This window comes from Methylobacterium sp. GC_Met_2, from assembly GCF_026540795.1.
Classification (GTDB): Bacteria; Pseudomonadota; Alphaproteobacteria; order Rhizobiales; family Beijerinckiaceae; genus Methylobacterium.
The window spans coordinates 36,185-49,204 of the sequence record NZ_JALNUM010000037.1; the positions used below are offsets into that span (position 1 = coordinate 36,185).

Annotated in this window: 14 protein-coding genes; 7 read left to right on the forward strand and 7 right to left on the reverse strand. The window is 70.3% G+C overall.

Annotation, left to right across the window (positions count from 1 at the left end):
- Positions 1-170: 170 nt before the first annotated feature.
- Together OXS49_RS14700 and OXS49_RS14705 are read left to right on the forward strand one after the other, a co-directional pair.
- Positions 171-1,160 (forward strand): sterol desaturase family protein, encoded by a 990-nt coding sequence (locus OXS49_RS14700; protein WP_267425186.1) that lies wholly within the window; start codon positions 171-173, stop codon positions 1,158-1,160.
- A gap of 2 nt (positions 1,161-1,162) precedes the next feature.
- Complete coding sequence (locus OXS49_RS14705) at positions 1,163-2,293, forward strand: GNAT family N-acetyltransferase (RefSeq protein WP_267425188.1); 1,131 nt, start codon at positions 1,163-1,165, stop codon at positions 2,291-2,293.
- An 8-nt stretch (positions 2,294-2,301) separates the two neighbouring features.
- Here OXS49_RS14705 and OXS49_RS14710 read toward each other — a convergent pair whose 3' ends face one another.
- Positions 2,302-3,456 (reverse strand): aminotransferase class V-fold PLP-dependent enzyme, encoded by a 1,155-nt coding sequence (locus OXS49_RS14710; protein ID WP_267425189.1) that lies wholly within the window; start codon positions 3,454-3,456, stop codon positions 2,302-2,304.
- 157 nt (positions 3,457-3,613) lie between these two features.
- Between OXS49_RS14710 and glp the strand changes: the two genes are divergently transcribed.
- Positions 3,614-4,849: a gephyrin-like molybdotransferase Glp gene (gene glp / locus OXS49_RS14715; protein WP_267425191.1), complete on the forward strand. Its 1,236-nt coding sequence runs from the start codon at positions 3,614-3,616 to the stop codon at positions 4,847-4,849.
- A gap of 66 nt (positions 4,850-4,915) precedes the next feature.
- The gene (locus OXS49_RS14720; RefSeq protein WP_243998086.1) at positions 4,916-5,788 is read left to right on the forward strand and encodes a 4-(cytidine 5'-diphospho)-2-C-methyl-D-erythritol kinase; all 873 of its coding nucleotides are present in this window, start codon (positions 4,916-4,918) and stop codon (positions 5,786-5,788) included.
- Positions 5,789-5,800: 12 nt separating this feature from the next.
- On the opposite strand, the gene OXS49_RS14725 is transcribed toward OXS49_RS14720, so the two are convergent.
- A complete protein-coding gene (locus tag OXS49_RS14725) occupies positions 5,801-6,280 on the reverse strand; it encodes a hypothetical protein (RefSeq protein ID WP_243998084.1) in 480 nt (159 codons plus the stop codon).
- The gene (locus OXS49_RS14730) at positions 6,277-8,094 is read right to left on the reverse strand and encodes a chloride channel protein (RefSeq protein WP_267425194.1); all 1,818 of its coding nucleotides are present in this window, start codon (positions 8,092-8,094) and stop codon (positions 6,277-6,279) included. Before OXS49_RS14730 ends, OXS49_RS14725 begins: the two co-directional genes overlap by 4 nt.
- A 153-nt stretch (positions 8,095-8,247) precedes the next feature.
- Here OXS49_RS14730 and OXS49_RS14735 point away from each other — a divergent pair, with 153 nt between their 5' ends.
- Positions 8,248-8,676, forward strand: coding sequence for a helix-turn-helix domain-containing protein (locus tag OXS49_RS14735; RefSeq protein ID WP_243998079.1), 429 nt, complete (start codon positions 8,248-8,250; stop codon positions 8,674-8,676).
- 126 nt (positions 8,677-8,802) lie between these two features.
- Here the strand turns inward: OXS49_RS14735 and OXS49_RS14740 are convergent, their stop codons facing one another.
- Positions 8,803-9,822: a polyprenyl synthetase family protein gene (locus OXS49_RS14740; RefSeq protein WP_267425202.1), complete on the reverse strand. Its 1,020-nt coding sequence runs from the start codon at positions 9,820-9,822 to the stop codon at positions 8,803-8,805.
- Positions 9,823-9,978: 156 nt separating this feature from the next.
- Here OXS49_RS14740 and OXS49_RS14745 point away from each other — a divergent pair, with 156 nt between their 5' ends.
- The gene (locus OXS49_RS14745) at positions 9,979-10,203 is read left to right on the forward strand and encodes a DUF2007 domain-containing protein (protein ID WP_243998077.1); all 225 of its coding nucleotides are present in this window, start codon (positions 9,979-9,981) and stop codon (positions 10,201-10,203) included.
- Positions 10,200-10,952, forward strand: a complete 753-nt coding sequence (locus OXS49_RS14750) for a methyltransferase (RefSeq protein WP_267425197.1) — start codon at positions 10,200-10,202, stop codon at positions 10,950-10,952. The genes OXS49_RS14745 and OXS49_RS14750 overlap by 4 nt, the downstream gene beginning before the upstream one ends.
- Positions 10,953-10,961: 9 nt before the next feature.
- Here the strand turns inward: OXS49_RS14750 and OXS49_RS14755 are convergent, their stop codons facing one another.
- From OXS49_RS14755 to OXS49_RS14765, 3 genes are all read right to left on the reverse strand, one after another.
- The gene (locus tag OXS49_RS14755) at positions 10,962-11,273 is read right to left on the reverse strand and encodes a hypothetical protein (RefSeq protein WP_243998072.1); all 312 of its coding nucleotides are present in this window, start codon (positions 11,271-11,273) and stop codon (positions 10,962-10,964) included.
- Positions 11,274-11,302: 29 nt separating this feature from the next.
- On the reverse strand, positions 11,303-11,977 hold the full coding sequence (locus tag OXS49_RS14760; RefSeq protein ID WP_243998070.1) for a trna delta -isopentenylpyrophosphate transferase: 675 nt from the start codon (positions 11,975-11,977) through the stop codon (positions 11,303-11,305).
- A 181-nt stretch (positions 11,978-12,158) separates the two neighbouring features.
- Positions 12,159-12,866, reverse strand: a complete 708-nt coding sequence (locus OXS49_RS14765) for a class I SAM-dependent methyltransferase (protein WP_267425200.1) — start codon at positions 12,864-12,866, stop codon at positions 12,159-12,161.
- Positions 12,867-13,020: the final 154 nt, after the last annotated feature.

Consider the following 13,020-nt stretch of genomic DNA (forward strand, 5'->3'; position numbering starts at 1 on the left):
TGTTCTGGTCCGCAATCAAAACCAATGTTTGACAGACGATTGGCGGGGCAAAATAGTCCGATGCTTACGGATGGTATGCGGAGCAAACGATTGGGGCCAACATTGGTCCGGTTGGATCTGAATGGTGCGGGCGTGGATCGGCGCCGAATGGCCGAAGGAAACGCGTAGACATGGAGGTCGCCGATTTTATCCAGCGAATCGCCGCGAAGCTCTCGGGCGAGAACCTGCTCGCCGCCGGCTTGCTGTTCGCGACGGCGCTGATCTGCGCCCTGATCGCCTACCTGCGCACGGCCGAAAAATACTCGTTCGCCGAGTTCTTCGAATTCACGCTTCCGCGGGAGGTGTTGACCAACCCCTCCGCGCGGGCGGACCTGCTGTTCTACATCACCCGCAGGGCGATCATGCCGTTCCTGCTGATCCCGGCAGGCGTGACCTTCGTGGTCGCGGTCGGCTACGCCACCAACCGGGTGCTGGGCGCGGTGTTCGGGATCGATCAGCCGATCCTCGGCGAGCCCGGGCCGGTCACCGTGGTGGTGTTCACCGCCACGATGCTGCTGGCCTACGACCTGTCCTACTACCTCTACCACACGGCCCAGCACCGCTACCCGTTCCTGTGGGAGCTCCATAAGGTCCACCACTCGGCCGAGGTGATGGTCGGGATCACCAAGGACCGGGTCCATCCCCTGGATGAGCTGATGAACCGCGCCTGGGACGGCGTGATCCCCGGCATCTGCTTCGGGATCTGGAGCCTGCTGGCGCTGAACCCGGTCGAGCTGACCGTGTTCGGCATCAACGTCTACATCATGCGCAACATCCTGATGATGGACTTCGTGCGCCACACGCATTTCAAGATCTCGTTCGGGCGGCTCAACACGATCATCCTATGCCCGCACTGGCACCAGCTCCACCATTCCACGGCGCCGGAACATTACGACAAGAATTTCGGCCTGCTGTTCTCGTTCTGGGACCGGGTGTTCGGAACCCTCTGCATCCCGAAGCCCAATGAGGATTTCAAGTTCGGCCTCGTCGATCGGGACGTGGCAGATTACCAGTCCCTGTCGGGGCTCTACGTGCTGCCGTTGAAGAAGATGGGCCGGCGGATCGCGCGGCAGGTGCGGCGCCTGCGCGGTGTGCCGGCTCGGCCGCGGTCGGGGGCCTGACCATGGCGACCGAGCGTTTCGAGACGGTCCGTACCGCCGGGCGGCTGGCGGAGGTCGGCCCGGCTTGGACCAAACTGTGGGCGGCGAGCGGCGCCCTGGTGTTTCAGAGCCCCGCCTGGATCTCCGCCTGGTGGGCGAGCGCGCCCGACCGGGAGCGCCGGGCGCTCGCCATCGTGCTGGCGTGGCGGGGCGACGATCTCGTCGGCGTGCTGCCGCTCGCCACCGTCCGCCGGAAGGGGTTCCGGGTGCTCGAATGGGCTGCCAAGGACTGCTCGGATTTCGGCGACGCGTTGCTCGCCGACCGGACCGACCGCGACCTCGTTCAGCAGATGTGGCGCTACGCCGGGCAGGCTGGCGGTTTCGATCTGGCCTATCTCAACCGGCTCCTGCCGGATGCCGTGGCCCGCACGCTGCTCCAGCCGGAGGGCGGCGGGGTCCGGCTGCGCCTGAACCACCGCGACGAGGCGAATTGGCGGGTGCGCGGCTCCTGGACGACCGGACAGGCGTGGTTCGATGCACAGTCGAAGAAGACCCGGCAGAACTACCGGCGCGGCCAGAAAGCCTTGAGCGAGCGCGGCCCCCTTGTCTTCCGCCTGCTCGGACCGGAAGAGCCACTGGGGCCGGTGCTCGACCGGCTGACCACTTTCAAGCGCGCTTGGCTCCAGCGCCACGGCCTCGCCTCCACGGCCTTCTACGACGCGGGCTCGGGAGCGTTGCCCGCCATGGTGCAGGTACTGGCCGAGGCAGGCTTGCTGCACGCCTTCGTGCTGGAATGCGGCGGCGCCGACGTGGCCGTGTCGATCAACTTCGTCCAGTCCGGCGCGATGATGGCCTTCGTCACCACCTACGATCCGGAGGTCGAGCGCGCTTCGCCCGGCATGGTGCTGATGATGGACTACATCATGTGGTCGATCGACCGCGGGCTGCACACGGTGGATTTCCTCTGCGGCGACGAGGGGTTCAAGAGCCGGTTCGGCACCGAGGCCCTGACCCTGGCCTCGATGACGGGCGCGCGCACACCACGGGGTACGGCGGCGCAGCTCGTGGACCGGGCGCAGCACGCATGGCGCCGACGCTTCGGCAAGCGGGGGGACGCGGTCAGGCAGGCCCCGGCGGCGGAAATCGCGGCGTGACGGTCGGGCTACGCCGCGCCGCCCCGGCCGCCGAGGCCGTCGCGGATCGCCCCGACGCAGCGGGCAAGGTCGTCGTCGTTCACCCAGACATGGGGGCTCAGTCGCAGAGCTCCGGCGCGTTCGCTCGCGAAGACCCCTTCGCGGCGCAGGCCTTCGACGAAGCCGGCGGGTAGCCCGCCCGGCCGCCGCACGCCGAGAATGTGGGGTGCCCGCAGGTTTCGCGGCGCAATCTCGAGACCGAGCGCATCGAGCGCATCTGCAAGCCGGTCCGTCAGCCCGCGCAGGCGGGCCGCACCGGCCGGCACGCCCCAGCCGGCGAGCAGTTCCAGCCCGGCTGCTGCCATCGGGAGTGCCACGGGATCGTTGAGCTCGCCCCGATCGTAGCGCCGCGCGCCCACGGCCGCCGGACGGTTGCCGACATGCTCGTCGAGCGCCGTGCCGTCCTGCCGGTGCGGCGCCGCGTACAGGAAGGCGAGGCCGTAGGGTCCCAGCGCCCATTTGTAGGTCGGGAACGCCAGAAAATCGGGCCGCCAGCGGGCCACATCCACCGGGATGGCACCGACCGCCTGCGTCGCATCGATCACCAGGGCCGCACCGGTCGCGTGGACCGCCGGCGCGAGGCGGTCGAGGTCGATCAGGCTCCCGTCGGTCCAGTGCAGCGGCGTCAGGGTGGCGAGCGCGAGCGGCGGCGCGCCCGGACGGGCGATCGCGGGCAGCAGCGCCGCGGTCCAGTCACCATCCGGGGGACGCGCGACCTCCTCCACGACGAGCCCCCGCGCGGCAGCCAGCCGGTCGAAGGCGAAGCGCAGGGATGGGAACTCGTCGGCCACCCGCAGCAGGCGGCCGCCGGGGATCGGCCCGAGGTTGCGCGCGGCTATTGCCATGGCGTGGCTGACCGCGCCGACGATCGCGACATCGTCCGGCCCTGCACCGATCAGCCCGGCCGCGGCGGCCCGAGCCCGCTCGACCTGGGCGGGAATCCCCTCGCGCGGATGGTCCCAAGGTCGGCTCTTGGTCAGGAGGCCGGTCTCCCCGGCGGCGCGCACGACCCGCGGCAGCGGCGACCACGCGGCCGCATCGAGGTAGCTGACCGCCTCCGGCACCTCGAACAGGTGGCGCTGGCAGGGGAGTTCCTGGGCTGTCGGGCGAGCGGGATTGGGCATGGCGAACCGGATCGTAGCGGATCGGACCCGTGCGGGCGATGATTCGTGCCGCCGCCCGGGACTTGATCGCGCGATCCCGATGCCGCAAGCCGGCCTACCATCGCCCGCGAGGCCGCCCCGTGCCGACCCGCCTGCCCCAGCCTGATCCCGTGCCATCATGGGTCGCGTGAGTTCCGACTGCTTCGATACGGCGCCCGCACCCCTGCGGGTCGCCGATGCGGTGGCGCTGATCCGGACGCGCCTTCCGGTGCTCGCCGGCATCGAGACCGTGCCGCTGGCGGGCGCAGACGGCCGGATCCTCGCCGAGGACCTGATCGCGCCGCTCGACCTGCCGCCCTTCGACAACGCCGCGGTGGACGGCTACGCCTTCCGGGCCGCCGATCTTGCATCCGGGGCGGACAGCCTGCCCCTCGGCGGCCGGGTGCCGGCGGGCCATGCGCCGGCCGAAACCGGAATGGGCCGCGCGGTGCGGATCTTCACCGGGGCACCGATGCCCCCGGGCACCGATACCGTGGCCATGCAGGAGGATGTCCGGATTGACGGCGACGCCGTACGCCTGCCAGCGGGCCTCGCGCCGGGCGCCAATCGGCGCCGGGCCGGCGAGGACATCGCCCGCGGCAGCCGCGCGATCCCCGCCGGGATCCGGCTCGGGCCGCGGCATCTGGCGCTCGCCGCCGCGCTCGGGCGCGCCGATCTGCGCCTGCGCGCACCTCTGCGAGTCGCGCTGTTCTCCACCGGCGACGAACTGACGCCGCCGGGCGAGCCCCTGCCGCCCGCCGGCATCCACGATGCCAACCGGCCGATGCTCGCCGCGCTCCTGCGGCGGCTCGGCGCCGACCCCCACGATCTCGGCATCCTGCGCGATGTGCCGGGGCAGGTACGCGACCGCCTCGCGGCGGCGGCCGCGGAGCACGACCTGATTCTGACCTCCGGGGGCGTCTCGGTCGGGGAGGAGGATCACGTCCGTGCCGCCGTCGAGACCTCCGGGTCGCTCACGCTCTGGCGCCTCGCGATCAAGCCGGGCCGTCCGGTCGCGCTCGGAACCGTGGCGGGCACGCCGTTCATTGGGCTACCGGGCAACCCGGCCGCCGCCTACGTGACCGCGATCGCCGTGCTCAAGCCCCTGGTCCTGCACCTTTCGGGGACGAAGGATACGACGCTGGCGCTCACCGTGTGCAGCGGTTTCGCCCTGCAGAAACGCGCCGGCCGGCGGGAATACCTGCGGGTGTGCCTGCGCCCCGGCGAGGCCGGAATGCCCGAAGCCGTCCTCGTGCCGGGGGGCGCGCTCACCGGTCTGTCGGCGAGCGACGGGCTGGTCGAACTCGCCGAGGACCTGACCGCGATCCGCGTCGGCGATGCACTGCCTTACCGGCCGCACGGGGATCTCGGCTGAGCTGTTGTTCTCGGCTTCCAAGTTGTAGAGCGTCGCTCCATTCGGCAGCGACCCATTCGAGATCCCGTGCCCCTGCTTGCAGACCGCGCCCCCGCCAAGGTCAATCTGACGCTCCACATCCTCGGGCGGCGGGCGGATGATGGCTACCACGCGTTGGAGAGCCTCGTGGCCTTCGCGGGCACCGCCGACCGGCTGACCCTCGATCCCACTGCTCCCCTCGGGCTGACCGTTTCGGGTCCGACCGCCGGGCCGGCCGGCCCCACCGACGACAACCTCGTCCTGCGCGCGGCGCGTCACCTCGCAGCGCGCGTGCCGGGTCTTCGCACGGGCGCCTTCCACCTGACCAAGCGCCTCCCGGTGGCCGCCGGAATCGGCGGGGGCTCGTCCGACGCCGCTGCGGCTTTGCGCCTGCTCGCGTGCCTCAACGGGCTGTCGCGCGACGATGCGGCCGTTGTCGCGGCGGCGCGGGAGACGGGGGCCGACGTTCCGGTCTGTCTGGATCCGCGGGCTCGCATGATGTGCGGCGTCGGCGAGCAGATCGGCGCTCCGCTCGATCTCGCGCCGCTACCGGCGGTGCTGATCAATCCCGGCGTTCCGGTGCCGACGGCGCCGGTGTTCAAGGCGCTGGGCCTCGCAGTCGGGCAGAGCCTGCCAGGGGCGGAGCATCCCGTGATCGGCCAGGGGCTCGGCGGCGACGCCCTGGTGGCGGCCATCGGCCCGGCGCGCAACGATCTGGAGCCGCCGGCCCTCACGGTGGCACCGGTGATCGGGACCGTGCTGGCCGCTTTGCGCGACCGCGGCTGCCGGCTTGCGCGGATGTCGGGCTCCGGCGCGACGGTGTTCGCGCTATTCGCCGATCGGCGTGGGGCGGTGCGGGCGGCCGCGAGCCTGCGTGCCGCCCATCCGGATTGGTGGGTGGCGCCGACCTTCCTGCGCTGAGCCCCACCGGGTTCAGGCCGGTTCCGCCGCGTAGACAGTGACGACACCGCCCGCCGCCGGCACGACCACGCGCCAGCAGCGAGCATGCGGCAACTCCCCAGGATCGATCACGCTTGCGACACCGCTGACGACATTGAAGGTCGCCGAGCGCCCGGACTCGTCGCGGCCGCACAGATAGGCGCTGCCGTCCCCGATATGGAGCGCCGCCGGAGCATCGGCGACCGGCCCGAAGGCGGTGTCGCCGATCGCCCCGCTGGGCGCCAGGACGGCGCCTTGCAATTCGAGGACGTCGACGTCGCTGGCGAGATCGGACAGGATGGGCAGATCGCCGTTGCCGCCGCGCCGGTTGAGCAGCAGCGCCTCCCGCCGCCCCGCCCGGACGACGACGAGGGCGAGGTCCGGCCCGTCGGTGCCGGCCGCAAGATAGCAGGCGCCGGGCTTGAGCCGATCCAGGCCGATCGTCCGTCCGGCGATACGAATCTCCACACTCATGCTCCTGATCCCGCGCGGCGCTCGCCTCGGCGTCTCCGGAAGAACGCACGGCGCTCGGCCTCGGCCTGCACCACGGTCGCGCGCACCTGCAGCAGGTCCTTGCGGGTCAGCAGGCCGACCAAGCGCCCACTCTGCGGATCGGTGACCGGTAGGCGGCCCTGTCCGGCCGAAAGCATCACGTCGAGCGCATGCGAGACGACGTCGCCCGGATGGACCGTCGCCAGATCGGCGTCCGACACGCGCTCGCCGAGCGTATCCGCCACCGGATCGCTGTCCTGCTCCTCCAGGGTCCATCGCAGGGCGTCGCCGCGCGAGACCAGCCCCACCGGCCGTCCCACCGCATCGACGACCGGGTAGGCATGATGGGCGCCCGCCTCGATGGCGGCGAGTGCCTCCGTCAGCGGCAGCTCGGCGCCCAGGCTGTCCACCGCCTGGGTCATCACGGCCCCGACCCGGGTGAGATCGTAGGGGTCGATCCCGTATTCCCGGGTGATGTGCTGGCCGCGCCGGGCGATCTTCTCCGTGAGGATCGAGCGCTTGAGGAGCAGCACGGTCACCGCGTAGGCCGTCATGGTCGCGGCCAGCAGCGGCGCGAGCGCGGCGACATCGCCGGTCACCTCGACCGCGAAGACCACGCCCGTGAGCGGCGCCGGCAGCGTGCCGCCGAGCATCGCGGCCATGCCGATCAGCGCCCAGAACCCGTGCACCCCCGGCAGCAGGAGGCCGATGAGCCATCCCACGGCACCGCCCAGGATCAGCAGCGGCGCGAGCACGCCCCCGGAGGTGCCCGACGACAGGGCCGCGAGCCAGATCACCGCCTTGACCGCCAGGATCGTCACGACCGCGCCGGCCTGCATATGCCCGGACAGCAGTTCGTGGATGATATCGTAGCCGACGCCGAGCGCCCGGGGCTCGACGAGGCCCCCGAGGCCTACCACGACGGCACCGAGCGCAGGCCACCACATCCAGTGCAGCGGGAGCTTGCCGAACCCGTCCTCCAGCGCATAGAGCGCCCGAGTCAGCACACCCGAGATCAGGCCGCAGGCGATGCCCAGAGCCGCGCAGGCCGGCAGGCCCCACCAGGGCAGCGCCGGGTTGTCGGCGAAGGGAAAGAGCGGGCCCGCCCCGAACAAAGCCGGCCGCCAGCAGGCCGCCGTCACCGCCCCGACCGTGACCGGAACGAGGCTGCGCGGGCGCCACTCGAACAACAGCACCTCGACCGCCAGCAGCACGGCCGCCACCGGCGTCCCGAAGATCGCCGTCATGCCGGCGGCGGCGCCCGCCACCAGGAGCGTCTTCCGCTCTGCGGCGCTCAGGTGGAAGAACTGCGCGAACAGCGAGCCGACCGCGCCCCCCGTGACGATGATCGGTCCTTCGGCGCCGAACGGTCCGCCGGTTCCGATCGCCACCGCGGAGGAGAGCGGCTTGAGCACCGCGACCTTCGGAGACATCCGGCTTCCACCGATCAGGATGGCCTCCATGGCCTCCGGGATGCCATGCCCGCGGATCTTCTCGGAGCCGTAACGCGCCATGGCGCCGACGATCAGGGCGCCGATCACCGGGATCGCCACCATCCAGGGGCCCGGAGCGGCGCCGGCGAGGGAGGTCAGGGCTGTGTCGAAGCGGCCGTACCACGCGACATTGGTTACGAGGCCGATCAGCGTGAGCAGGATCCAGGCGGTGCCGCTCGCCGCGGTGCCGGTCACGATGGCCATCCCGGCCAGGATCACCACGCGCCGATCGGCGCTGAAGTCGCCCAGCGCCCGGCGGTGCGGCCCGCGACCGCCACGCTCGAACTTTTGCCCGCCCCCCATCGAGGCCTCCTCTTCCGTCGCCAGATTATTTGTATCGTAATACGATATATTTTGGGACGGATCTACGGGCGGGTGGAACGGACGGCCGTCGTCCGGCATGGGACGCGCAGGGGGCCATGGGGTTAAGGAGGCGCTGAAAGCTGAGGTGCTGCCATGGACGCCGATTCATCGGGCGCCGAGACGTTGTCATCGGAGCAATATGCGGCCCTGGCGGATTTCCGGTTCCGCCTCCGGCGCTTCCTGGCCTTCAGCGAGGCGGCCGCGGGACGGGCGGGGCTGCCGCCGCAGCAGCATCAGGCCCTGCTCACCCTCGCCGGGCATGTCGGGCGCAACCCTGCCACCGTCGGATTGCTGGCGGAGCAGTTGCTCATCGCGCCCCACAGCGCGGCCGAACTCGTCGCCCGCATGGTGGAGGCCGGGTTGTTGAGCAAGACGCGGGCTGCCGAGGACCGGCGTCGGAGCGAGCTGGCGCTCACACCCCGCGCCGAGGCGCTGCTGCGGACCCTGACAGCGGCTCATCTGGAGGAGCTACGAGGATTGGCCCCCGCTTTGGCCGAGGCACTGGCGTCCGCGGCGCGTTGACACAGAGCATGCCCGTCCCAGTGGCCCTGTCCGGTCTATATGCCGTGGTTCGGGTTGCACCGAACACCCTCTTTGGCGACGCCGGCAGACTTGATCAGTCGATCGGAAACGATGTGGAGCGCCGCCTCAACGCGCCCGCGCCACGCAGAACTCGATCGCCCCGTTGAGCGCCGCCTTCACCGGACCGTCCGGAAAGATATCCAGGGCCGCCCGGGCCTCGACGCCGTACTGGTGGGCGCGGGCCACCGTTTCCTCCAGGGCGCCGTGGCGCTGGAGCAGGTCGAGGGCCGTCTCCTGATCGCCGTCGCGGATCTCGCCCTGCTGAAGGGTCCGCCGCCAGAAACCGCGCTCGCCCTCGCTGCCCCGGCGATAGGCCAGCACGATCGGCAGCGTAATCTTGCCCTCGCGAAAATCGTCGCCGACGTTCTTGCCGAGTTCGGCCGAGGTGCCGCCGTAATCCAGCACGTCGTCGATCAACTGGAAGGCGATGCCGAGGCTCATGCCGTAGGCGCGCGCCGCTGCCTGCTCGACCTCGGGGCGTGCCGCAAGGACGGGCCCGACCTCGCAGGCGGCCGCGAACAACTCGGCGGTCTTGCCGCGGATCACCGCGAGGTAGGCGGCCTCGTCGGTCTCCAGATTCTTGGCGTTGGTGAGCTGCATCACCTCGCCCTCGGCGATAACCGTGGCGGCGGCCGAGAGGATGTCGAGCGCCCGAAGCGAGCCGACTTCCACCATCATCCGGAAGGCTTGGCCAAGCAGGAAATCGCCGACCAGCACCGAGGCCTCGTTGCCCCACTTGATCCGGGCGGCGACCCGGCCGCGGCGCATGTCGCTCTCGTCGACCACGTCGTCGTGCAGGAGCGTGGCGGTGTGCATGAACTCGACGCTGGCGGCGAGCTTCACGTCGCCGTCCGTGTCGCCCGCGTATCCGCAGAGCTTGGCGCAGGCGAGGGTCAGGATCGGGCGCAGGCGCTTGCCGCCGGAGGCGATCAGGTGGTTGGCCACCTCCGGGATCATCGTCACCTCCGAGCCCGTCCGCGACAGGATCGTGGTGTTGACCCGCGCCATGCCGTCCGCCACCAGCGCGACGAGGTCGTTCAACCCCGCCTCGATCTCAGGCTTCGGGTTCTCGATGGAGAGGGCCATACCCAAGATGCGTGACCTCCAGACCGGTTCCGCCCTGGGCGGAGGGCGATCCCTTCGCACGGGCCTCGCGGCGCCGCAACATCGGCTCCCCTGCGATATGGGTCGCCCGGGGCGCGGTGCCGACGCGGCGAAACCGCCGGCCCTCGGGGGACACTGATGGTCGAGCTGATCCGGGCCAACGACGTCGTGCTGATCGGGTTCGCCCGCACGATCCTCGAAGCGGCCGAGATCCCGGTCCTGGTGGCCGACAGTCAGATGAGCCTGATGGAGGGGTCGATCGGCATGTTCGGGCAGCGGCTGCTGGTGCCACGTGACCTCGAAGCCCAGGCGCGGCGCCTGCTCACGGATGCCGGCCTCGCCCATGAGCTGCGCCAGCCGTGACGAAGGCGCCGGACGCCTTCCTGGGCGGGCGCCTGCGGTTGCATCAGCCAGCGCGTGGGGCACACCGGGCGGGGACCGACGCGGTGCTGCTCGCCCGCCTTCTCATCCCGGCCCCCGAGGATCGATTGTGTGATGTCGGAGCCGCAACCGGAGCGGTCGGGCTCGCCTGTGCCGCACTGGTTCCCGGCCTCCGGCCGACCCTGGTCGAGCGCGACCCCGATCTTGCCGCACAGGCTCGGACGAATGCCGCGCTGAACGGGATCGATGCCCGCGTGATCGAAGCCGACGTGCTCGCCCCCGCGACGGATCGCCGCGCCGCCGGTCTGATGCCGGACAGTTTCGACGTGGTGTTGACGAACCCCCCGTACTTCTCGGCCGGCCACCACCGGGCCTCGCCGCATCCTGGCCGGGCTGCGGCGCATACTTTCGCCGGTGATGCCTCCGGGGAGGCGCTGGACGCCTGGATCCGCACCTGCACGGCGATCCTGCGGCCGGGCGGGCGGCTGGGGCTGATCCATCGGGCCGACGTTCTCGCAGAGTGCCTGCAAACCCTTCGGGGCCGCTACGGCGGTCTGGCGATCCGTCCGGTCCATCCCCGCGCCGAGGCGCCGGCGATCCGGATCCTGATCAGCGCCGTCAAGGGAAGCCGCGCCGCGCTGCGCTTACAGCCACCCCTCATCCTGCACGGACCGGATGGCGCCTTCACGCGGGAAGCCGCCGAACTCCACGGGGTACCACCGTGCTGCTGACCCAACCGGTCACGCCGCCAGAGCGGCGGGCTCCACATCCCCGATCCCCAGGAAACGCTCGACCTCCGGGAGATCCGCGAAGGCCAGGAATTCCGGGCGGAGCGGCGCCGGCAAGCCCTCGAAGTTCAGCCCGGGGAATGTGTCAGGATGCGGGTAGAGCTGCCAAGCGGCGCCGGGCTCCACCGGTGGGAAAAGGATCGCGACCTTCTCGTCGCCCAGCCGGACGATCCGGGAGGGGCTGTACGACAGGGTCTCGATGCTCCAGCTTTGGTGGCTGTGTCCACGGGCCTTCATGGTGCGGCGGCGCGTCGCGCGGTGCATGGCGGTCTCCTTGGGTGGGGGGATATGGGTCAGGCGGCGCTGCGTCGGCCGGGGCGCTTCGGCCAGCCGAGCGCCACGAGGCGCGCCTTGGCGTAGTCGCGGACCTCGTCGCGGGTGCCGGGCGGCATCGCGGCGAGGATCGTCTGGGTGGCGCCGTCCAGCATCAGGTCGGTGACTGCGTTGATCGTCCCGGCCGCGTCGATCCGGCGCTTGAGGTCGCCCTCCGCCTCGGTGACCTCGTCGAAGGCGGGTGCCTCCTCGAAGTCCTCGTCGACGGCCCGGATCGGGAGCTGGTGGGCGCGGAACTCGTCGGCCTCCTCTTCCGAGTAGACGAGCCCATGCAGCTCGATGAGCTTGAGGATCACACGGTCCTTCCCGCGTTTCTCCGCCATGGCGTAAACGTAGGCCGCCTGCTTGCCGGAGACGCGGTAGTTCACGTTCACCAGCGCCTCGCCCATCGACCACTCGACCCGCTCGGTCCCCGGCTTCGCGCCCGGCAGGCGGCCGGTGACGAGCATCACCGCCTCGTCGCGCTCGGCCCGGATGACCGTTGGCGGCTCGAACACGATCCCGGCTTGGGCGGCGATCCGCTCGAGCGTCTTGTGGTAGATGACGGCCGTCCCCTGAACCCGCCAGACGTTGCCCCCGAAGGGTTCGCCGTAGCGGACGAGGATGTCGGCGATCTGCTTGTCGGCGGTGCGCATGCGGGGCTCGTTCCGGGAGGATGAGGCCACGTCGTCCACAGCTTTCTCAGGCGACGCTCTTTTGTTCTCTTTTTGTTCGTACCTATATGCGTGCTTGGTCCGTCACGTGCAAGGGGCGTCGGACGATCGCTCCGCGCTTCCGATGATCCCCTCCGCCGTCGACGCGGTGATCCGGCGGACATCAGCCCTTCTGCCATTCCATGACATGAAAGTATGGTGCTCGGCGGTGCTGCCGGATTCTTACCGGGTCGCCACCGGTCGGAAGCGGCTCGTCGAAATGGGTCAAGCGCAGCCCTGAGCCAAGCAGGGGCTTCATGTACGCGCGGAAGGGACGGTGCCAGTTCCGGATTTTGATCCCGCGCCAGCGAACCCACTCGGCGCGCGTGACCATATACTCATCGAGTATGAAAGAGCGCGAGCCGTCATCGCGCTTGTGCCAATCACCGGCCGTGTTGAAGCTATTGAGATTGGCGATCACCAGAGCGCCACTGGGCCTCAGCACGCGGGCCATTTCTGCGATGGCAGCTTCGAGATCGTCGATATCGATCAGTGCTAGATAGCTGACGACGAGATCGAAGGTCTCATTTGCGAACGGAAGGGTCTCGGCCGTGGCAGCGAGGTAAGCGCCTGACGGATCACGGGCAATCGCGGCCTCCCGCAAGGCGCGCGTCGGCTCGACACCGACCGGCACGATACCCTCGGCCCGCAGCATCCGACAGAACCGGCCTTCTCCGCACCCAACATCGAGCGCTGTCCTGAAAGATCGAGCACGAACCCGCTCCAGCATCGGCGCATCGAGCACGTAGCGTCGACCGTAATCTCCATGCTCACCGAGTTCCGATATCCAGGCCGACGCAGATTCCTCCCATCCATTCGCTTGCGCACGCATCGCTATCACTCCGATTCCATGAGTCGTGCGGTACGGACTCTATGAGCTCGGCCTGACCGCCAGAACCCCAGGGGACGCACCATGCGTCATCGTCCCCGCGCGCTCGTCGCGCCGGGGGCATGGCCCAAGAAGCAACACGCGGGACGCCGCGGGA